Consider the following 20268-nt stretch of genomic DNA (forward strand, 5'->3'; position numbering starts at 1 on the left):
GGTCGCGGCCGTCTCGGGGACGGGCTCCGGGGCCGGCTCGTTTGCCGGAGGTTCGGGCAGGGAGGGTGACTCGGGCTGAGGGGGCGCCGGAGATGCGGGGTTCTTCTCGGCGGCTCTCTCGATGTTCTTCTCGCCATTCTCCCCAGGAGCCGGGGCGGCAACCCTGCGGGCACCGGGAACGGAGAGGATGGCCACCTGACGCTCGAGGTCAGCGACGCGCTCGGCAAGCGAGTCCAGGGTGAGGTCGCTGCTCGGGCGGGCTATGCGCGTGAAGGCTATCTCCAGCACCAGGCGCTGGTTCGTGGCCGTGCGCATCTCGCTCGAGGCGTCGCCCAGGACGGTGAGCACGCGGGAGAGGCGGTCGGGCGAGCCGTACGCCGCCGCCTCCGCGCGCAGGGAGTCGAGCTCCTCGCCCGTGGCGGCGACCACGCCCTCCGCACTCGGCACGACCGAGACCACGTAGACGTCCCGAACGTGGGCGGCGAGCTCGCGCGTGAACTGCAGAAGGTCGCGGCCCGCGTCCGTGAGCTCGGAGACGGCGCCAAAGAGCGCCGCCACGTCGCGGTGCGCCATCGCGCGCGACACCGAGCCCAGCACGGAGCCGGAGACCTCGCCCAGGAAGTCCGTTGCGGCGGAGAGGCTTATGTCCCCGGCACCAAAGACGGAGAGCTGCTCGAGCGAGGTGAGGGCGTCGCGCATGCCGCCGCGCGCGTGACGAACCACGAGCTCGAGCGCGCGCTCGTCGTAGGTGAAGCCCTCCTTGCCGCAGACGAAGGCAAGGTGCGCCTGCATCTCGTCGTTGCCTATCGCGTGGAAGTCGAAGCGCTGCACGCGACTGAGGATGGTGGCGAGGATCTTCTGCGGGTCGGTGGTGCACATGATGAAGACCACGTGCTCGGGAGGCTCCTCGAGCGTCTTGAGCAGCGCGTTGAACGCCGCCGTCGTGAGCATGTGGACCTCGTCGATGATGTAGACCTTGCAGCGGCCGAGCGTGGGCGCGTAGCTCACGCGGGAGATGATCTCCTCGCGGACGTTGTCGACGCCCGTGCGCGAGGCAGCGTCGAGCTCGATGACGTCCGGGTGCTCGCCCGCCGCGATGAGGCGGCACTGCTCGCAGGTGCCGTCAGGAAGGGCGGCCGGGCCCTGCTCGCACATGAGGGCCTTCGCGAGGATGCGCGCCATCGTGGTCTTGCCCGTTCCGCGCGGGCCGCAGAACAGGTACGCATGGCTGGTGCGCCCCTCGAGCACCGCGCGCTTGAGGGTCTCGACCACGTGACTCTGGCCCACGACCTGCTCAAAGGTCTGCGGGCGATACTTGGTGTAGAGCGATTCCATGCGGCCTCCGGCTCAACGGAACGTACGAAGCTCAAGTATACCCGGCGGTGCCGCGGGGCACTCGAAGGCCACAGGTTCTTCTCGCCACCTCCGCGGAGCCAGGAGGCTGGACGCTACCCACGCGGACGATACCAGGCCAGAATCTCGTCGGCAGCGTCGGCTGGCAGGTCGCGCAGCGTGAGGCCGTCGGCGTCGCCCGCCGCGGTGCGAACGGAGAGCGTGGCCACGCCGGCGCGACGCTGGAAGGGGCTGACGCGCACCTCCATGCGCTGCAGGCGAGCGCGCGGAGCGATTACGGTGATCCGCGTGAGGCCGCCGGTAACGAGCACCAGCTCGTGGTTGGCGCGGCCGTATCTGGCCGCGCCCCAGGCTCGCAGCGCGTCCGCAACGAGGCCCACGAGCAGCGCCGCGCTCAGCATGCCCGCGGCAACGAGCACCGGGCGCAGCAGCCACCCCGCGCTCTCGAGCAGGCCGGAGAAGCCGAAGAGCCAGTGCGCGCCGAAGAAGATCGCCGTCGCGAACGGCCACCAGACAACCGCGCGCACCACGGCTCGCCGGCGCGCCACGGGTCCCAGGCGCCCCAGCCTCGCGCGACCCAAGACGCCCGCGTAGTCCGGCAGGACCTCGGCGAGAAAGGCGTCGACCTCGTCAACGCGGATGAACGGGTGCAGCAGCACGCTGCCCGAGGGCTCACCGTCCTTCTCGCCGGGTGCGGCAACCACCTGCGCCGTGACCTCGGCGTACCCGATGAGCTGACGAATGATGCCCTGCCGCACCGCCACGTACTGCACGCGCCCCGCGGCGAGCGCGCGCGACGAGCGCGAGAGCAGGCCGTGCTCCACCACCACGCGGTCGGCGTAGCGCTCGACGCGATATCCCGCATAGCGCACGAGGTTGACCCCAAACGAGACGACCGCGCCCAGGAGCAGCGCGGCGGCGAGAAACGCCAGGACCACGGGCACGATAACCGGGGAGATGCCGGCCACGAGCTCGTCGCCCCTGCCCACCACGTCGAGCAGCCCCCACTCTATGAGCTGGTTGACCCCGTTGACGAGGAGAACCACGAGCGCAAGAGCCTGGCTGCCGGCGCTCATCTGGGACGCCGCGGCGAGCGCGAGCTCGCGGCCCTCGAGCGAGAAGGTGGCGAGCGGGCGCTCCGTGGGGTTCGCGGCAGGAGCCGCCTCGTCCTTCTCGCCCTCCCTGACGGGGCCGGCGGCACGCCTGCGGCGGAAGAGCTCCGCGCGAAGGACGTTTGCCTCGTTAGCGCGCAGGCCGGAGATCTTGGAGGCGTCGCCCTCTGACGCCGCCGCCCCGGTGTCGAGGTCGAGCGTCAGGAGACCAAAGATCCGATCGAGCAGCGACGAGTTCATCGAGACTGTGTGGATGTGCTCGTAGGGAATCGTGAGGCTGCGGCGGCTGAACGGCCCCCAGCCCAGGCCCCAGCGCAGGCGAACGCCCTCGGACGTGAGCTCCCAGGTGCGAGCGCGCCAGATGGCGAGACTCAGGAGCAGGCAGGCCCCGAAGATGGCCGCGGCCGCGAGGGCAAGTTTGACGAGCGCGTCGAGGTCACCGGCAAAGAAGTCGGGCGCATGCACGAACGCGGCAAGCGTCACCAGGCCGGACGCCATCTTGAGCGCCTCGGCGAGCACCGAGAGCGGGTTGGCGCGATGCGCGCCGAGAAGCGCCTCGGGGACGGCGTTGGACTCCTCAAAGAGCGAGCGCTCCGGGACGGCCAGGCGCTCGAGGTCCTTCTCCAAGCTGCCGACGTCCGCGCTCGGCGCGTCGGGGGCCGGCGGGCGAGCGTCCTTGTTGTCCGCGCTCACACGTCCTCCTTGGCGAGGCGCGCAAGCTCGGCCACGCGGTCGCGCAGCTCGTTGGCGTCGTCCTCCGCGAGGCCCGGAATCTCGAAGCTCTCCCCCGCCGTGGAGACGGTCACCGTTGCCAGGCCGTGCGCGCGCAGGATGGGACCCTGCTTGGTCTGCACGTGCTGGACCCTTACGAGCGGGACGAGCACGCGCTTCTTGACGAACACGCCGTGGTAGAGGTCGACGTCCGTTGGCGTGACGTCGTAGCGCCACGTCGCGTACTCGATGCGAGGGGAGATCAGGAGGTCGAGGATGCAGACGACCTCTATGATGCCGGCAACGAGGTAGACCCAGAAGACGTCCCCGCCCAGGTGGCGAACGACGAGCCACGCGACGGCGGCGAGCACGGCGACGACGGCGATTCCGACGACGTCCGAGACGTACCAGACCCGCAGCATGCGGGGGTCAAGGCGGTGCGCGGGAAGCTGGGCCATGCAACTCCTTTCGCGAGGGTCGAGCTGCATTATTGCACGAAGCCTGTTCCGGAGGCGGGGCGTTCGCTCCGCCTCATGCGAAATTAGTTCGCATTGGATTCCTGAAAACTCCCCGAATCGGGACAAAAGTCCAGTTGGCCACTTTTTGTGGGAATCCAAATGCGAACTAATTTCCGGGAGCCGCCGTGCACCATCGAAAAACGGCACGAAAAGAGCGCGCTCGATGGGATCGGATGCCCGCCAGAGGCCCCTTATGGCTGCTGCCTCCCGGCCCTGACCAGGTTCGAGGTGTTGCGTCACCCGACCCCATCGAACGCGCTCGCAGAACACTCTACCAAAGTTGGCCCCGGCACGCCACGTGCGCGCTACCCTTGACGAAACGCCGATGAACCGGAGGTGCCCATGCGCAACAACTTCTGCAAGGCCCCGCTCTGGGAGTGCAACGACGACCTGGCGCGTGTGGCGCTGGGCGAGCGCCCCGCAGACCTCGTGATTCGCCACGCGTGCCTCGTGAGCGTGACCACCCACGAGATCTTGCCCGATGCCGACATCGCCATTTCCCGCGGCCGCATTGCCTACCTGGGCATCGAGGGGCACACGGCCGAGCACTGCATAGGCCCCGAGACGCGCGTCATCGATGCCACGGGCCTCTATGCCGCGCCCGGCCTCATGGACAGCCACATCCACGTGGAGAGCGCGATGGTCGGCGTGGCGGAGTACGCGCGCGCCGTCGTGCCCCACGGCACCACCGGCATCTTCTGCGACCCGCACGAGGTGGCCAACGTCCGCGGCATGCCCGGCGTGCGCGCGATGTTCGAGGACGCACGCAGGACGCCGCTCAAGGCCATGATGACGCCGCCCTCCTGCGTGCCCGCGGTCACGGGAGTCGAGGACACGGGCGCCGCTGTCACGGCGCGGGACATAGAGGATGCCATGGGCTGGGACAACGTGGTCGCCCTGGGGGAGATGATGAACTTCCCGGGCATCCTGGCGCACGAGGACAACGCGCTCGGCGAGGTTCGAGTCACGCTCGCGGCAGGTCGCGTGGTGACCGGCCACTTCCCCTCCCCCGACCGCGATCGCGCCCTTGCCGCCTACGTCGCCTCCGGGGTCTCCTCCTGCCACGAGTCCGGAAGCTTCGACGAGGTGCTCGCCAAGCTCCGCATGGGTATGCACGTTCAGCTTCGCCAGGGCTCGGCGTGGCTCAACCTCCCGGGCTATCTGCCCCAGCTCGTGGCCGCGGGCGTCGACACGCGCCTGTGCCTGCTCTGCACGGACGACTGTCACCCCGAGACGCTGGTGAGTGACGGTCACATGGACCGCGTGCTGCGCACCGCCGTCGAGCTTGGCCTCGACCCCGTGACCGCCCTCCAGATGTGCACCATCAACTGCGCGGAGTACTTCGGCCTCGCGCACGACATGGGCTCCGTCACGCCGGGCAAGTGCGCCGACATCGTCCTTCTCGACAGCCTGCGGGACTTCCGCGCACAAGCGGTGATCATCGACGGGGAGCTCGTGGCGCAGGACGGTCGTGCCCTCTTTGACGTGCCCCCATACGAGTGGCCCGACTGGATGACCCACACCATGGACCTGGGGCTCGCGCCCACGGCGGAGACCTTCCGCGTCCCCGTCCCGGGTCGTCCGAACGGAGCGGCGCGCGTGCGCGCCATGGGCATCGAGCCCGGAGACACCCTCACGCGCGACGTCGTGGTCGAGGTCCCGGTGCGCGATGAGTCGCTTCTTGCCAGCCCCGCCGACGACATCCTCAAGGTGGCGGTCTTCGACAGGCACCACGGCGAGGCCGGGACGCACTCCTTCGGCTTTGTCACGGGGTTCGGCATCCACGGGGCGCTCGCGCAGACCGTGAGCCACGACGCGCACAACCTCCTCGTCATGGGCGACAACGACGAGGACATGGCGCTCGCCGCCCAAACGCTCGTCGAGTGCGGCGGCGGGGAGGTGGCCGTTGCCGACGGCAAGGTGCTCGCGCTCGTGGAGCTGCCCGTCTGCGGGCTCATGAGCACCGAGCGCGTGGAGACCGCGGCGGAGAAGGTTGCCGCAGCGAGAAGGGCCTGGACGCAGATGGGCTGCAAGATGCCGTCGCCCTTCATGACGATGGGCGTGATGTCGCTCGCCTGCGTGCCCGAGCTTCGCCTCACCAACCGCGGCTACGTCAACTGCCTCACCTTCGAGATGGAGGACCTGCTCGTGGAGTAGGGGGCGCAGGTACCGTGCAAAGGTGCCGGGCACTTCCGCGCGGCATCCCCGGACATGGACAGGGGCCCGTCGACGCCATGCGTCCCGGGCCCCCACTTCGGCAGCTGCCAAGCTGTTAAGCTCTACAGTGCGACGGCACGCGGATAAGGTCACCGTGCGGTCGCTCCCTGCGCAAGGAGTATCATTCCCGATTCTTCCGCCCGCAGGGCCGACGCTCCGGTGAGCGGTACCCTTCACCGGGCAAGCACATTTCCGGGACAGCTCCTTCACGGGACGCTAGGATTTGTCAGGTAGGCAACTCAAGGGAGACTCATGGCAAAGAAGAACGCCGCGCGCCGCAAGGCCACAACCGACTCGCAGCCCGCGTTTGACGACAGCAAGTACGGCTACGTGCTCTACTCGATGACCTTCGACTACAACGAGCTCGGCCTTGCCCGGGCCTCCGAGCTTCTGGCCCCGCGCATGAGAGGCGCCCTCTCGACGGCCTCGTTCATCTCGCTCGCCGTGCTCGTGCTCGCGGCGCTGGCCTTTGGAAACCAGGGGTACCCGCTGCTCATCGCCCTCTTCCTCGTCTCGGTGGGCCTTCTGTACGCCTCCTCCAACATCGCCCGTCTGCGCCTGCGCTACGCGCGCACGACGACGCTCGACCCCGCCGACTACGACGGCGCCCTCCACGTTGCGGTGGGAGACGACGCGATCCACGTGCGCGACGCCCAGGGCGCGGGCGGCGACTACCCCCTCTCCGAGCTCAAGACCTCCAACAGCAGCCCCGAGGGCATCCTTGCCGGCTTTGGTGCCAAGCGCTACGTCTTTGTCCCTCGCAGCTCCATGAGCGAGGGTCGCTTCCACGAGCTCGCCCGCATGCTCGCCGAAAGGTGCCCCAAGAAGTAGCGCATAACGTGACAAAGGGACAGTCCCTTTGTCACGTTATGTATACTGGGCGTCGTTCTTCTCGACTACACCAAGGAGGCCGACATGGCTCTCATCAGCGTTGACTACTTCTCCTCCTGCCTCATGCGCACCACCACGCTCGAGGTCATCCTCCCCTTTGACAACCAGGGCGACGCCTACGCCACGGACTCCGTGATGCGCCGCGAGGGAGGCGACCTCGAGCGCGACCTCAAGGCGTGGGCCTCGCGCCCCTACCCGCAGAAGCAGGCGCCGTACCGGACCCTCTTCCTGCTGCACGGCATCTCGGGCAACCACGCGGATTGGATCTCCGAGACCCGCATCCGCCACTGGGCGGAGTCTCGCGGCATCGCCGTGGTCATGCCCTCCGGCTACAACGCCTTCTACCTCGATCAGCCCGAGGTCCACAACTACTACGGACGCTACGTGGGCCAGGAGCTCGTCGAGGTGGCACGGTGCATGTTCCCGCTCTCGGACCGCCGCGAGGACACCTTCATCGGCGGCATCTCCATGGGCGCGTACGGCGCGCTGCGCAACGGCCTCAAGTACTGCGAGACCTTTGGCTCGGTGGTGGCTCTCTCCTCGGCCATGGTGATCGACGGGTTCGACCAGATCATCTCGGACGACCTCTTCTTCCTCTCGCGCCCGTTCCTCGAGCACACCTTCGGCGACCTCTCCCACGTGCGCGGCTCCGACAAGGACCCGGCGCGCCTGGCGGCCGACCTCGTCTACTGCGACCGCCCGCGCCCGCGCATCTTCATGAGCTGCGGCAACCAGGACCCGCTTGCCGAGCCCAACCGAGTTCTCGCCCGACGCATGCGCGACACTGGTCTAGACGTCACGTATCATGAGATGGATGGCGGTCACGACTGGGACTTCTGGAACGCGGCGCTTCCCGAGGCGCTCAACTGGCTCGTTCGCTAGGGCGCACGGCACAGGAGTCGAAACGCAAGACCTCACGAGGAGGGACGCGAGAATGGCACTGTTCAGAGTCGACTTCTACTCCCACTACCTCGAGCGCAATGTGGTGCTGACCGTCGTCCTGCCCGCGGACAAGATGGACGGCAACAAGCTGGCCAAGCGGCGGCGGGGACCGTATCGCACGGTCTACCTGCTGCACGGCCTGTTTGGCCAGGACGTCGACTGGATCGACCGCACGCACGTGGTCGAGACCGCCGAGGCGCGCGACGTGGCCCTCGTCATACCGTCGGGCGAGGACGGTCTCTACCTCAACAAGCCCGAGATAAACGAGTGGCACGGCAAGTTCATCAGCGAGGAGCTCGTGGACTTCACGCGCCGCGTCTTCCCGCTCTCCGCAAAGCGCGAGGACACCGCGCTTGCCGGCATCTCCATCGGCGCGTACACCGCCCTCATCAACGGCCTGCTGCGCCCGGACCGCTTTGGCAGCATCATCATCCTCTCGGGAGCGTTCATGCGCGACCGCGTGCTCGAGGCAGTGGACTCCCACTCTCCGCGCAAGCGCAAGTACTACGAGCGCTTCTTCGGCGATATCGACACGGTCATCGGGTCCGACAAGGACTACGTGGCGCTCATCAACAAGTTCAAGGATGACCCCGAGCTGCCAAAGCCGCGCTTCTACGCCGCCTGCGGCCTGCACGACAACCTGTGCCAGAACAACCGCGAGCTCGTTGAGCTGCTGCGCGACGCCGACTTTGACGTGACGTACTGGGAGCCGGAGATCGGCGCGCACGAGTGGCCGTTCTGGAACGCGTGGATTGACTGCGCCCTCGACTGGTACGCACCCGGCCCGATGAAGCCCTCCACGGTGCACGTTGACTACACGGCGCTCACGGAGCTCAGGCCGCCCGACCGCCAGAAGAGCTAGTCTTCGCGAGCTTGACGGTTTGCCCGGGGCCAGCTGTCAAGTTGACAGTTTGCTCAGGGCCAACTGTCACGGGGCAAGCCGTCAGGCTCGTGCGCCAAGGGCTCGGCGCACGCGCGCGCGAAACTCCTCGAGGAAGCGAGGTGCGTCGACGGTCAGCGCGACCTCGCAGTCCTTCTCTGCATCACGCAGCCTGTCCGGGTCGCAGATCGTTCGGCCACGCGCGGATCCCTCGAGGTCTACCTGGAGATTCGCGGGAAGGCGCGTGACGAGCGTGGGGTCAAGCGCCGCGGCGACCGCCAGCGGATCGTGCAGCGCGCAGCCTCCCATGTGCGGGTTGTTCTTCTCGTAGATACCTATGTAGTGGTCCGTCATGTCCGCGAAGAGACGAGCCGCCGGCGTTCCCAGCTCGCGCCATGCCGCGGTCTCCTCGCGCGTGAGAACGACCTGGTGGGTAACGTCGAGACCAACCATGCGGGTCTTGAGACCGGAGCGCAGCACGACATCGGCCGCCTCGGGGTCGTTGTGGATGTTGGCCTCGGAGCAAGGGGTCACGTTGCCCGGAACGGTAAGGGCGCCGCCCATGAAGGTGACGCGCGGGAGCCCGGCCATGGGGCGTGACGTCGTCCGAAGCGCCAGCGCAAGGTTGGTGAGGGGTCCCGTGGGGACGTAGTAAAGCTGCGAACCATACAACACCTCTGCCAAACGAGCGAAATCAGCCTCTCTGGCAGAGGTGTTGTATGGTCGGTCAAGGGACCCAACGTTGCCCAGGCCGTCCGCACCGTGGATGCGGACCACCCCCGCCGGTGGCTCGAAGGGCGAGCTCGCGCACAGCGGCCGGTCGGCGCCCAGGTAGACGGGTATGTCGGGGTGTCCCAGAAGGTCGAGCAGCACGTGGGTGTTGCGCGCCGCGGTCTCCACGGTCACGTTGCCGTAGCTGCAGACCACGCCCACGAGCTCGGCCTCGGGGCTGCCGAGGACGTAGGCGAGCGCGAGGGCGTCGTCTATCCCCGTGTCGAGGTCGAGAAGAACCTTGGCCCCCTCGCTCATCGGAGCGCCTCCACCTCCTCCGCCGTCGGAATGGCCTGCTGCGCCCCCAGGCGGCTCACGGCTATGGCGGACGCCGCGGAGCCCCAGCGCATCGACTCCTCGAGCGAGAGCCCCCGCACGCGCCCCGCCACGAGCGCCCCGATGTAGGTGTCGCCCGCGCCGGTGGTGTCCACGACCGCGGGCGCCTGCGCCGCCGGAACCCGCAGCGCCGCACCGTCGCTCCCCAGGCCGAAGGAGCCCGCCGAGCCAAGCGTGATCACCACGGCGCCCGCACCCCGGCCGCGCAGCAGTCGCGCGGCCTCGAAACAGGTCGCGTCATCCACGGGCAGGACGCCGCACATGATCTGGCACTCCGTCTCGTTGAGGCAGACGAGGTCAACGCACGGCCAGAGGTCGTCGGGCACGGGACGCGCCGGAGCGGGGTTGAGGGCCGTAAAGAGGCCGAGCTCGCGGGCGGCGCGAATCGCCGCCTCGGTCGCGGCGGGGTCGCACTCGCCCTGCGTGAGGAAGACGTCACCTGGAGAGGCAATGCGCCGCAGGTTGGATACCACGTCGTCCTGGCCGAGGGCGTGATTGGCGCCGGCGGAGAGCACGATTCTGTTCTCCCCGGCCGTGCGCACGATCACCGCGACGCCCGTGGCCGCTTCTTCGAGCCGCCGCACGTCGCTCACGTCCACACCGGCAGCCTCGAGCCCGCCCGCGAGCTCGCCGCCAAAGGCGTCCGCGCCCACGGCGGCAATCATGTGCGTGGGGGCGCCCAGTCGCGCCGAGGCAACGGCCTGGTTGGCGCCCTTGCCACCGGCGTTGGTGAGAAAGTCCGAGCCAGAGATGGTCTCGCCCGCCTCCGGCATGCGCGGAGCGCTTATGGACAGGTCCATGTTCATGCTGCCGAATACGATGACCTTGCGCATAGTCGTCCCCTCAGTTGCGGAAGGGGCGTGCAAAAGTGCCTGCCCCCTTTGCACGCCCCCGTTGGCTACTTGACCTCGATGAGCTCGTAGTGGTTTGTGCCCAGCCCGATCTTCTCGCCGTGCTCGATCATGGACCGCCAGTTGGTGTCCGGGTGCGTCAGGTTGAAGTGGTCGTGCTGGCAGCGCTCGGGGATGCCGCCCTCGGCCTCCAGACGCTCTCGCATGTCCGTGAGCTCGGAGTTGGGGAGCGTGGGCGCGGCGAGGGCCATATCAATCGCGGCCTGGTCTATGGCCACAGGGTCAAAGCTCGCGAACATGCCCAGGTCGGGCACGATGGGCGTGTCGTTCTCGGGGTGGCAGTCGCAGTTGGGGCTGATGTCCGTCGCGATGGAGATGTGGAAGCTCGGGCGGTCCTGCACCACCGCCATCGTGTACTCGGCGATCTTGCAGTTGAGCTCGTCCACCGCGGAGTCGGAGCCCGCGACGACGGCGTCCTGGTTGCAGGCGCCGATGCAGCGCCCGCAGCCCACGCAGCGGTCGTGGTCGATCCTCGCCACGGGCACGGTGACGACCTTGCCGCTCTTGAGCTCTCGCTCGCGGGTCTCGTCAAAGGACACGGCGCCGTGGGCGCAGATGCGCTCGCACGCGTGGCACCCGATGCACCGCTCGGTCTTCACGCGCGGCTTGCCGGCGGCGTGCTGCTCCATCTTGCCCGCGCGCGAGCCTCCGCCCATGCCCAGGTTCTTCATGCAGCCGCCAAAGCCGGCCTGCTCGTGGCCCTTGAAGTGGGTGAGAGAAATCACGATGTCCGCGTCCATGAGGGCATGGCCGATCTTGGCCTCCTTCACGTACTCGCCGTTCTTCACGGGCACGAGCGTCTCGTCGGTGCCCTTGAGGCCATCAGCGATGATTACCTGGCAGCCGGTGGCGTAGGGCGTGAAGCCGTTCTGGTACGCACAGTCGAGGTGCTCGAGCGCGTTCTTGCGGCTGCCCACGTAAAGCGTGTTGCAGTCCGTGAGGAAGGGCTTGCCGCCCAGCTCCTTGACAACGTCAGCAACGGCGCGGGCGTAGTTGGGCCGCAGGAAGCTCAAGTTGCCGAGCTCCCCAAAGTGAATCTTGATGGCCACGAACTTGTTCTCGAAGTCGATCTTTTCGATGCCCGCGCGGCGGATGAGGCGCTTGAGCTTGTCGAGCTGGCTCTCCTTGGCATACGTGCGCAGGTTGGTGTAGTAGACCTTTGCGGCGTCCATGCGACCCCTCTCCTCAAAAGGACGTTCCTTTGAGATTTTACGCCCCCTTCGCGGCGATATGTAAATTGGGGACTGTCCCCAATTAACAGAAGGGGCCGCCGGGCGAGAAGCCCGACGGCCCGTAACATGACAAAGGGACTGTCCCCCTGTCACCTACTTGCGGTGAGCGCGATAGTAGTTGATGAGGGCCTGCGTGGAGGCGTCCTGCTTGGCGAGGGCCTCGTCGTCGTGGAAGGCAGGGGTGATCTGCTTGGCCAGCTGCTTGCCCAGCTCGACGCCCCACTGGTCGTAGGAGTCCAGGCCCCAGACCGTGCCCTCGACGAAGGTGATGTGCTCGTAGAGCGCGATGAGCTCGCCGAGCGCGTGCGGCGTGAGGTCGATGCCAAAGATCGAGGTGGTGGGACGGTTGCCCTCGAAGACGCGGGCCGGCACCATCCACTCGGCCGTGCCCTCGGCGCGGACCTCGTCGGCCGTCTTGCCAAAGGCGAGGGCCTTGGTCTGCGCGAGGTAGTTGCCCAGGAAGAGCTCGTGGACGTCCTGCTCGCCGTCCTTCACGGGGTTGGGCGTGTTCACGAAGGCGATGAAGTCCGCGGGGATCATGCGGGTGCCCTGGTGGATGAGCTGATAGAAGGCGTGCTGGCCGTTGGTGCCCGGCTCGCCCCAGAAGATCTCGCCGGTGGCGGAGGTCACCGGGCTGCCGTCCCAGCGCACGCTCTTGCCGTTGGACTCCATGGTCAGCTGCTGGAGGTAGGCGGCAAAGCGGTGCAGGTACTGGTTGTAGGGCAGGACGGCGTGGCTCTCGGCGCCGTAGAAGTTGACGTACCAGACGTTGAGAAGGCCCATGAGGGCGACGACGTTCTGCTCGAGCGGGGTCTTCTGGAAGTACTCGTCGAGGTCGTGGAAGCCCTTGAGGAAGCACTCGAAGCGCTCGGGGCCGAAGGCGATGATGAGCGAGAGGCCCACGGCGGAGTCGACGGAGTAGCGGCCGCCGACCCAGCTCCAGAAGCCGAAGGCGTTCTCGGGGTCGATGCCAAAGTCGGCGACGAGCTCGAGGTTGGTGGAGACGGCCACGAAGTGCTTGCGAATGGCCTCGGCGTCCTTCTCGGCGGAGCCGTCGATGGCGCCCTGGGCCTTGAGGGTCTCAAGCAGCCAGGTCTTGGCCTCGCGGGCGTTGGTGAGGGTCTCGAGCGTGGTGAAGGTCTTGGAGACCACGATCACGAGCGTGGTCTCGGGGTCGAGGCCCTTGACCTTCTCGGCCATGTCGTTGGGGTCGATGTTGGAGACGTAGCGGCAGTCGATGCCGGCGTCGGCCATGGGCTTGAGGGCCTCGTAGACCATGACGGGGCCGAGGTCGGAGCCGCCGATGCCGATGGACATGACGTGCTCGATCTTCTTGCCGGTGACGCCCTTCCACTCGCCGGAGCGAACGCGCTCGGCAAAGGCGTACATGCGGTCGAGGACCTCGCGGACGTCCGCGACGCAGTCCTGGTCGCCGTCGAAGACCGTGCCCTTCTCGGAGGCCGGGCGGCGCAGCGCGGTGTGCAGGACGGCGCGGTTCTCCGTGGTGTTGATGTGCTCGCCGGCGTACATGGCGTCGCGGCGCTCCTCAAGGCCGACGGCGCGGGCGAGGTCGCACAGAAGCCCGATGGTCTTGTCGTCGATGAGGTTCTTGGAGAGGTCGAAGTGCAGGTCGTCCATGTCAAAGGACAGCTTGGTCACGCGGTCGGGATCGTTGGCGAAGGCGTCCTTGAGATGGAAGCCGCTCGCGACGAGCTCGTCGTGGTGCGCCTGGAGCGCGGCCCACTCGGGCGTGGCGGTGGCGTCGATGGGTGCCTTGAAGTCGGACATGGGAGCTCCTTCCCCGAACTGCAACAGATGGGTTTAGGATACCGCTCGGCGGCGCCGGGGCAGGTCAGGGAACGGCAATCGTTTAGAACGGCTCACCCAGCGGCGGAATTCTCTTGAGGCGCGCCCACATGACCTGCTTCTCGTGCGCATCGGAGAGCGCCGCGGCAAAGCCCCCGAGGTTGAGGACGCGCATCCCGCAGACGTGCGCCACCACGCCCGGCGCGAGCATCGCCTCGTCCAGGGAGTCGATCAGCGCGAGGTCGTCCGCATACGCCTCGCGCAGGAGCATCGCCGCGGCCTCGTCGCAGCACACGAGCGTGGCGGGGTCGAGTGCGCACACCGCCTCGCGCAGGAGCGCCGCGTCCAGCGGCTCGCCGCCCTCGTCGACGGAGAGCAGCCACTCCCAGTCCTCCGGGGCGTAGCCCAGCCGCTCGAGGGACGCCCTGAGCGCCCTCCCGTCCGCGCCGGAGAACGGGGGCTCGCCGTCCTTCTCGGCCTCCGCGAGCTCCCCCTTGACGAGAAGAACCGCGGAAAACGCATTGCCCCCCATGCGCACGCCCCGCGCGGCGAGCGCGCTTGTCTCTGCAGTCGTCTTGTCCAGGCACGCGCTGCGGCGCGCGTCACGTTCCGATGCCACAGACCCTCCATTCTGGCGAGACGCGCCCGCCCCGGCGTCACACGAGCGGTGATGGCGGGGCAAATCTGCTACGCACTCAGTGACATATATCCGATCCGCCGTATGAACCAGTGTAAATCGGGCATAAGCACAATCAAGAAGACACCCCGACCAAGGGAGGACCCCATGGCCCAGGCAATCACCTCCGCAGAGTTCGACTCCGTCGTTTCCGGTTCCGACAAGCCCGTGCTCGTTGACTTCTGGGCGTCCTGGTGCGGCCCGTGCCGCGCGCTCGCGCCCGTCGTGGACCAGATCTCCCAGGAGATGGCGGACAGGCTCGTGGTCTACAAGTGCGACGTCGACGCAGAGCCCGACCTTGCCACGAAGTTCAGGATCGTCTCCATCCCCACGCTCATCCTCTTCAAGGGCGGGAGCCCCGTCCACACCATCGTCGGCAACATGCCCAAGCCCGCGCTGGTAAGCGAGCTCGAGGCAAACCTCTAGCATGGCCCGCGGCAAAGACGAGTCCGCGCAGGGCGCCGGGGGAGTTCTCCACGGCGCCCTGTCGCTTGTGAGAGACAACCTGCGCCTGCTCGTTCTCCTGGTGTGCACGGTGGTCTTCCTCGCGCTTCTGGGCGAGGTGCTCGAGGGGGAGATCCTGCGTCTTGACGTGATGGCCTACGAGCTCTTTGTCGAGCGCCTGCGCTCGGACGCGCTCACGCCCGTCGTGCAGGGGGTGACCTCGCTCGCCTCGGTGGTGGTGCTCGCCGTCATGGCCGCCGTCATCGCGGCGCTTGCCCCCGGCAAGGCGCCGGGGTGGTGCGTCACGGTCAACCTGGCCTGTGTGGTGGCGCTCAACGCGCTGCTCAAGGCCATCGTGCAGCGCCCGCGGCCGGAGGGGTTCCGCCTGGTCGCGGAGAGTGGCTACAGCTTCCCCTCGGGGCACTCGATGGTGGCCATGGCCTTCTTTGGCCTGCTCATCTGGATGATCTGGCGCTACCACCGGCGCGACGCCATGCGCGTGGTCTGGTGCGCCTTCTTTGGCCTCGTGATTGTGGCGGTGGGCCTGAGCCGCGTCTACCTGGGCGTGCACTACGCCTCAGACGTGCTCGCAGGCTTCTGCGTGTCGCTCGCGTGGCTCGCCTTCTACACCAAAGCGGTGGCCCCGCTCTTCGTGGCGATAGACGCCCCGCGAGACGGGGAGCCCGAGGAAGCGCCCGACCCCGAGGCCGACGCCTAGCCGAGCGTGATGATCTTCGCCTCGAGGATCTCGCCGTCGTCACAGATGATGCGGCCCATGGAGGGGCGCGACCGGCGCGGGTAGGTGGGGCTTCCCGGGTTCATGACGAGCGTGTCCGTCCACTCGTCCCTCTCGACGAAGGGCGTGTGCGTGTGCCCGCAGATGGCGATGTCGCTCATCTGGAGGTTGAGACGCTGCCGGTAGTGGGTGACCTGCCAGCGGAACTCGCTCGCATAGAAGATCTTGCGCGTCTTGGCGGTTGGACCGTAGTCGTAGGCCCAGTCGTTGTTCCCGAGGCACATCTGCACGCGCGCGATGTCGCTGAGCGTCCGATAGTCCGAGGGCGAGCAGATGTCCCCCGCATGGACGATGACGTCCGCCCCCTGGAGGGCATCCAGCAGCTCGGGCGAGAGGTAGCCGTGCGTGTCGGAGACGATGTCGTAGCGTTTGATGGTCACGAGAAGCCCTTCTAGCTGGGAGCTTAGAGGCCGAGCGCCCTCTTGAGCGCCACGACGCGGCGACGCGAGACGGAGATCTTCTTGCCCTCGATGCCGTTGACGCCAAGCTGGAGGATGCCGGAGGAGATGACCTCGACGTCCTCGACGTACTCGAGGTTCACGATGTAGCCGCGGTGGACGCGGAAGAAGCCGTGCGGGGCGAGCTTCTGCTCGAGCTTGGCGAGGGAGATCGTGGAGAGGAAGCGGTCGTCCGCGGTGTAGATGCAGGAGTAGTCGTCTTTGGCCTCGATGTAGCGAATCTGGTCGATGGGCACGAGGACCTTGCGGCCGCTCTTGACCACGGGGATGCGCTCCACGGAGGAGTTGCTCTGGGTCTGCGGCTTCATACGGGACTGGACCTTGTCGAGGGCCTGGTTGAGCCGCTCGGGCTCCACCGGCTTCATGAGGTAGTCGAGCGCGTCCACCTCGAAGGCCTCGAGCGCGTACTCGCTGTACGCGGTCACAAAGACCACCGCGGGCGGGTTCTTGAGCTTGTGGAGCGCCTCCGCGAGCTGCATGCCCGAGGTCTTGGGCATCTGGATGTCGAGGAACATGACGTCGGCCTTGGCCTCCATGAGCTTCTCGACCGCCTCGCGGGCGCTCGAGGCCTCCATGATGGCGTCCACCCTGCCCGTCTCCTCGAGCAGGTAGCGCAGCTCGGAGCGTGCGGGAGCCTCGTCGTCAACGATCATTGCGCGCATACTTCGTACCCTTTCGCATATCCCCCGGGCGGGTTGCCCCGCCCTTCAAGCCTCAGAGCTCGCCTCGCGTGGCGCCGGCGTCCAAAAGGGAGCGCCGTGCGCCAATGAGACGCAGCGTAACACACGTGCCCTCGCCCGGCTTGGAGACGATCTCCACTCCGGACCCAACGCCAAAGAAGCGCTCTATGCGCTCTGCCACGTTGCGCAGCGCCATTCCGGCCCCGCGCCCCGCGCGGGGGTCCGAGGCGGGCCTGGGCTCCGTCGCGCCGGCAAGCAGCGCCGCGGCGGCCTCCTCGCTCATGCCGAGACCGTCGTCCGCGACCGCAATAAGAATATCATCTCCGTCGGTCGCAACCTGAACGTCAACGTGAAGCGCACCCTCGTCGCGCATGGCGTGGCGCACGGCGTTCTCCACGATGGGCTGAACGAGGAAGGACGGCACGGGCAGGGCCTCACAGCCCGCCTCCACGTGCTCGGTCTCCACGATGCGGGCCTCGCCAAAGCGCGCCTTCTCGATGCGCAGGTAGCGCCTCGTCTGCTCGAGCTCTTGGGAGAGCGGGATGAGCGTCTTCTCCGAGTTCTCGAGCGTGCGGCGGTAGAAGAGCGAGAACTCGCGCAGGAGGTCTCGCGCCCTCGTGGGGTTGGTGCGCGTGAACGAGGCGATGGTGTTGAGCGCGTTGAAGAGAAAGTGCGGGTTGATCTGGGCCTGGAGCGCCTTCACCTCGGCGCGGGCGGTGAGCTCCGCCTGGCGGTCCAGCTCGTAGGAGGAGAGCTGCGTCGAGAGGAGCAGCCCGAGGCCCTCGGCGATGGCGAGCTGCGTGCGGTCTATGTCGAGGTCGCGGCGGTAGTAGAACTTGAGGGTTCCCACGGCGCGGTCCTGCACGAGCAGAGGCACGATGATGCCGAAGATGCGCCCGTCGCGGTGGCTGCCAATGGAGAAGCGCCTCACCTCCTGGCTCTCCCGGTCCATCGAGACGAACGTCTCCATGCGGCGGCTCTCGAGGACCTCGAGCGTGGGCTTTGCGTTTGCGGTGCCGGCCACGAACGGCGTCTTGATGGAGCCCTCGTAGGCGAGCACCTCCTTGGTGTCGGTGACGGCTATGCCAGCGGCGCTCGTCTCCGGCAGCAGCAGGGTGCAGATGGCGCGTGCGTTCTTTGGGGTGAGGCCGCCGCGCAGGTGCGTGAGGGTGTTGGTGGCCACGCGCAGCGTGCGCTCCGTGGCCTCGGAGCGCGTGTCCTCGGGAACCACGTTCACCGCGCCGGAGAGCACGATGACGAAGGCGAGGCCGCACCCCACGAGCATGGCCGTCACCACCAGGCCGTCGCGCGTGCTGCGTACCAGGAGCACGGCAAGCACGACCGCGCACACGGCGAGAAGGGCGTCGACCGCCTGACGAGAGCTCAGCAACTTGCGGATCATCGGCCCTCCTCCCGGGCAGCGGGCAGGGGCCCGGTGTCGGCGTCCTCGTCCACGGCAACCAGGGGGCCGGTGTCGGCGTCGTCGCCCTCGGTGGGCAGGGGGCCGGTGTCGGCGTCGTCGGGACCCTCCATCGCCCCGGTGTCGGCGAGCTCGTCCGTGGGCTGGTCCGCCTCTTCCGAAGCCGCGACCTCGGAGGCCGCCTCGGACAGGTCCTCGGTCTCCCCCGCGACGTCGAGCTCGCCCGCCAGGGGCCGGACCTCTCCCGTGCGCCGGATGACGCCCTGCAGGAGCTCGTCCTCCCAGAGGGCGGCGGCTATCCCCGGCCACACCATCGCAAACGAGAGGTACCTCGAGCTCGCCGAGCGGGCGAACCTGTCTGCCTCGTAGCGCCCGCGCGTGAGGATGCGCAGATAGGAGAGGCGGTCGGGACCAACGAGGAAGCGGCGCAGCGCAGTCTGGAAGACGCGGCGGCGAACCCCCGTGGAAAGCCAGGGAGCCGGGTAGGGCATGAGGGACTCGGGCGTGATGGTGCGCAGGTCGCGCCGGGCGTTCATCGCGTCAAGCTTGCGATATTCGTAGAGCCAGCGGTGGACGTCCTGCATGAAGAGCGAGGGCACGGGAGCCATCTCCTCGGGCGGCTGCGACCGCACGAACCACTCGTTGTCGAACCAGACGTCCATGCTGTTCGCGCGCAGGTTGAGAACGTAGTCGAGGTCCTCCCCGCGCGTGATGTACGGGTCAAACGGCACCCTCGTGAACGCCTCGGCGTGAAGGGCGCAGCACCCTCCGCACATGTGGTTGGAGCGCGTGATGCGCGTGGGCGCCGTCTGGGCGTGCTCCATCACCTTGTTGAAGTCGGCGGCCTTGGACCAGTACTTCTCGCTCCACTCGTCCGAGGGCTCGGCGTAGGGGCTGTCCAGCGCGTCGACAAAAAAGCCGCTCTTTGCCAGGATCTTCAGGTTCTGCCTCGTGAGGGACCCCAGCCCAAAGACGGCGTTGATGAGGAAGTTCTCGTCCAGGACGACGTTGTCGTCGTCGAGAAAGACCACCACGTCGTGCCCAAAGACCGAGGCCACGGCCAGGCCCATGTTCCGGATGGCGCCGTACCCGCGCAGGGCGACGGTCTCGCCCGCCACATGGTGCGCCACGCGGGCCACCACGCGCTCGATGTGCGCCGCCTCCTGCTCTCCCACGATGAGCGGGTTGAGGTTGGCGTGCGCGCGGCAGATGCTCGTCACACGGGCACGCGCCGCCTCGGCGCACTCGGGCGGCGCCACCACGAGCACGATGACGCGAATCACGCCGCGCACCTGCTCGAGCGAAGAGAGGCAGAGCTCGAGCTCGGGGAGGGGCTTGTCGATGGGCGTGTTGTAGTCGTAGACCCCGCGCTCGCCCAGGGCGCCCGGCTGGCTTCCCTGGTCCCAGAAGGTGGGTATGACGATCGCGGGATTCAAGCTGCCCCCTAGCCCTGGCTCTTCTCGGCGTCGCCGAGCTGGCGGGGGAGCGACGTCCTCCCCAGGGCGCGCGCGAGCGGCAGGCCGAGGGCGTACATCACGACGGCCTCGCCCGCGCCGGTGGCGAGCAGGCCAAACACGTACATGGCGGGATACGCCCCGTCGAGGGCGATGTTGGTGAACGGGATGGTGTAAAAGCCGATGCCCTGCAGCATGAGCGGCAGGTACGCCGGCACGATGAGCGCGTTGGCAATGACGGGGCCAAGCAGAGCGAGTGCGGGGCGGCGGCGGTTTCGCCAGGTGAACCAGGCGCCGAGCGCGGTAGCGAGCGTGCCGAAGACCACGTCGAGCATGCCGAGCATGCCCGTTCCGGAGAGGACGATGTTGGCAAGGTTGGCGATGGCGCACCCCAGGGCGAGGCCGGGCACGGCGTCGGCGGTGAAGAGCGCGAGGACGCACAGCGCCTCGGAGACGCGGAACTGCACGGGGCCCCAGGCGAGGCTGCCAAGGAACAGGAGCGCCACGAGCGTGAGCGCGGCATAGACGGCCGCGATCATGCCGATGCGCGCGACGGCGCTGGCGTCGGCCTGGGCGTTTGACGTGACTCTGGTGGCGTGAAGCTGCTTCATTGGTCTCTCTTTTCTGTCGGAGGGCTTTTCTGTATGCCCGCACGCGGGC

General features: G+C 67.8%; 19 protein-coding genes and 1 other RNA gene. 6 read left to right on the top strand and 14 right to left on the bottom strand.

The annotated features are described in order from the left end of the window. The 4 genes from dnaX to ffs form a co-directional block, all read right to left on the bottom strand. Positions 1 to 1335 (bottom strand): DNA polymerase III subunit gamma/tau (gene dnaX, locus B5F79_RS08250; protein ID WP_143786276.1); only part of this gene is annotated, 1335 nt, incomplete at its 3' end. A gap of 113 nt (positions 1336 to 1448) precedes the next feature. Continuing rightward, a complete protein-coding gene (locus tag B5F79_RS08255) occupies positions 1449 to 3158 on the bottom strand; it encodes a PH domain-containing protein (protein WP_087220087.1) in 1710 nt (569 codons plus the stop codon). Next, positions 3155 to 3634 carry a PH domain-containing protein gene (locus tag B5F79_RS08260; RefSeq protein WP_143786277.1) on the bottom strand — a complete coding sequence of 160 codons (480 nt, stop codon included), beginning with the start codon at positions 3632 to 3634 and terminating at the stop codon, positions 3155 to 3157. The genes B5F79_RS08255 and B5F79_RS08260 overlap by 4 nt, the downstream gene beginning before the upstream one ends. Positions 3635 to 3851: 217 nt before the next feature. Then, positions 3852 to 3947: signal recognition particle sRNA small type (ffs, locus tag B5F79_RS08265), an RNA gene on the bottom strand. An 89-nt stretch (positions 3948 to 4036) separates the two neighbouring features. On the opposite strand from ffs, the gene B5F79_RS08270 reads away from it, so the two are divergent. The 4 genes from B5F79_RS08270 (at position 4037) to B5F79_RS08285 (ending at position 8606) form a co-directional block, all read left to right on the top strand. Next, on the top strand, positions 4037 to 5851 hold the full coding sequence (locus B5F79_RS08270; protein ID WP_087220092.1) for an adenine deaminase: 1815 nt from the start codon (positions 4037 to 4039) through the stop codon (positions 5849 to 5851). 312 nt (positions 5852 to 6163) lie between these two features. Then, entirely contained in the window at positions 6164 to 6742 is a 579-nt protein-coding gene (locus B5F79_RS08275) for a hypothetical protein (protein WP_087220095.1), read from the top strand. An 84-nt stretch (positions 6743 to 6826) separates the two neighbouring features. Further along, the gene (locus B5F79_RS08280) at positions 6827 to 7684 is read left to right on the top strand and encodes an alpha/beta hydrolase (RefSeq protein ID WP_087220098.1); all 858 of its coding nucleotides are present in this window, start codon (positions 6827 to 6829) and stop codon (positions 7682 to 7684) included. A 52-nt stretch (positions 7685 to 7736) separates the two neighbouring features. Continuing rightward, positions 7737 to 8606, top strand: coding sequence for an alpha/beta hydrolase (locus B5F79_RS08285; protein ID WP_087220101.1), 870 nt, complete (start codon positions 7737 to 7739; stop codon positions 8604 to 8606). A gap of 81 nt (positions 8607 to 8687) precedes the next feature. Here the strand turns inward: B5F79_RS08285 and B5F79_RS08290 are convergent, their stop codons facing one another. From B5F79_RS08290 to B5F79_RS08310, 5 genes are all read right to left on the bottom strand, one after another. Continuing rightward, on the bottom strand, positions 8688 to 9653 hold the full coding sequence (locus B5F79_RS08290) for a nucleoside hydrolase (protein WP_087220104.1): 966 nt from the start codon (positions 9651 to 9653) through the stop codon (positions 8688 to 8690). Next, complete coding sequence (locus B5F79_RS08295; protein ID WP_087220107.1) at positions 9650 to 10564, bottom strand: ribokinase; 915 nt, start codon at positions 10562 to 10564, stop codon at positions 9650 to 9652. Before B5F79_RS08295 ends, B5F79_RS08290 begins: the two co-directional genes overlap by 4 nt. A 65-nt stretch (positions 10565 to 10629) precedes the next feature. After that, positions 10630 to 11814 carry a DUF362 domain-containing protein gene (locus tag B5F79_RS08300; protein ID WP_087220110.1) on the bottom strand — a complete coding sequence of 395 codons (1185 nt, stop codon included), beginning with the start codon at positions 11812 to 11814 and terminating at the stop codon, positions 10630 to 10632. 153 nt (positions 11815 to 11967) lie between these two features. Further along, on the bottom strand, positions 11968 to 13662 hold the full coding sequence (pgi, locus tag B5F79_RS08305; RefSeq protein ID WP_087220113.1) for a glucose-6-phosphate isomerase: 1695 nt from the start codon (positions 13660 to 13662) through the stop codon (positions 11968 to 11970). 82 nt (positions 13663 to 13744) lie between these two features. Further along, entirely contained in the window at positions 13745 to 14299 is a 555-nt protein-coding gene (locus B5F79_RS08310; protein WP_087220116.1) for a hypothetical protein, read from the bottom strand. A gap of 165 nt (positions 14300 to 14464) precedes the next feature. Here B5F79_RS08310 and trxA point away from each other — a divergent pair, with 165 nt between their 5' ends. Both trxA and B5F79_RS08320 read left to right on the top strand, forming a co-directional pair. Beyond that, positions 14465 to 14782, top strand: coding sequence for a thioredoxin (gene trxA, locus B5F79_RS08315; protein ID WP_087220119.1), 318 nt, complete (start codon positions 14465 to 14467; stop codon positions 14780 to 14782). A gap of 1 nt (position 14783) precedes the next feature. Next, complete coding sequence (locus B5F79_RS08320) at positions 14784 to 15518, top strand: phosphatase PAP2 family protein (protein WP_087220122.1); 735 nt, start codon at positions 14784 to 14786, stop codon at positions 15516 to 15518. On the opposite strand, the gene B5F79_RS08325 is transcribed toward B5F79_RS08320, so the two are convergent. From B5F79_RS08325 to B5F79_RS08345, 5 genes are read right to left on the bottom strand one after another with little or no spacing between them, the layout of a single operon-like run. Further along, positions 15515 to 15976 (bottom strand): YfcE family phosphodiesterase, encoded by a 462-nt coding sequence (locus tag B5F79_RS08325; protein ID WP_087220125.1) that lies wholly within the window; start codon positions 15974 to 15976, stop codon positions 15515 to 15517. The two genes, B5F79_RS08320 and B5F79_RS08325, sit on opposite strands and share 4 nt — an antisense overlap. Positions 15977 to 15999: 23 nt before the next feature. Next, a complete protein-coding gene (locus B5F79_RS08330; RefSeq protein WP_087220128.1) occupies positions 16000 to 16716 on the bottom strand; it encodes a LytR/AlgR family response regulator transcription factor in 717 nt (238 codons plus the stop codon). 52 nt (positions 16717 to 16768) lie between these two features. After that, positions 16769 to 18136, bottom strand: coding sequence for a sensor histidine kinase (locus B5F79_RS08335; protein WP_087220131.1), 1368 nt, complete (start codon positions 18134 to 18136; stop codon positions 16769 to 16771). Further along, positions 18133 to 19590: a glycosyltransferase gene (locus tag B5F79_RS08340; protein ID WP_206391087.1), complete on the bottom strand. Its 1458-nt coding sequence runs from the start codon at positions 19588 to 19590 to the stop codon at positions 18133 to 18135. Before B5F79_RS08340 ends, B5F79_RS08335 begins: the two co-directional genes overlap by 4 nt. Positions 19591 to 19598: 8 nt before the next feature. After that, positions 19599 to 20147 carry a QueT transporter family protein gene (locus B5F79_RS08345; protein WP_087220289.1) on the bottom strand — a complete coding sequence of 183 codons (549 nt, stop codon included), beginning with the start codon at positions 20145 to 20147 and terminating at the stop codon, positions 19599 to 19601. Positions 20148 to 20268: the final 121 nt, after the last annotated feature.

Source organism: Olsenella sp. An285, assembly GCF_002159625.1.
Classification (GTDB): Bacteria; Actinomycetota; Coriobacteriia; order Coriobacteriales; family Atopobiaceae; genus Thermophilibacter; species Thermophilibacter avicola.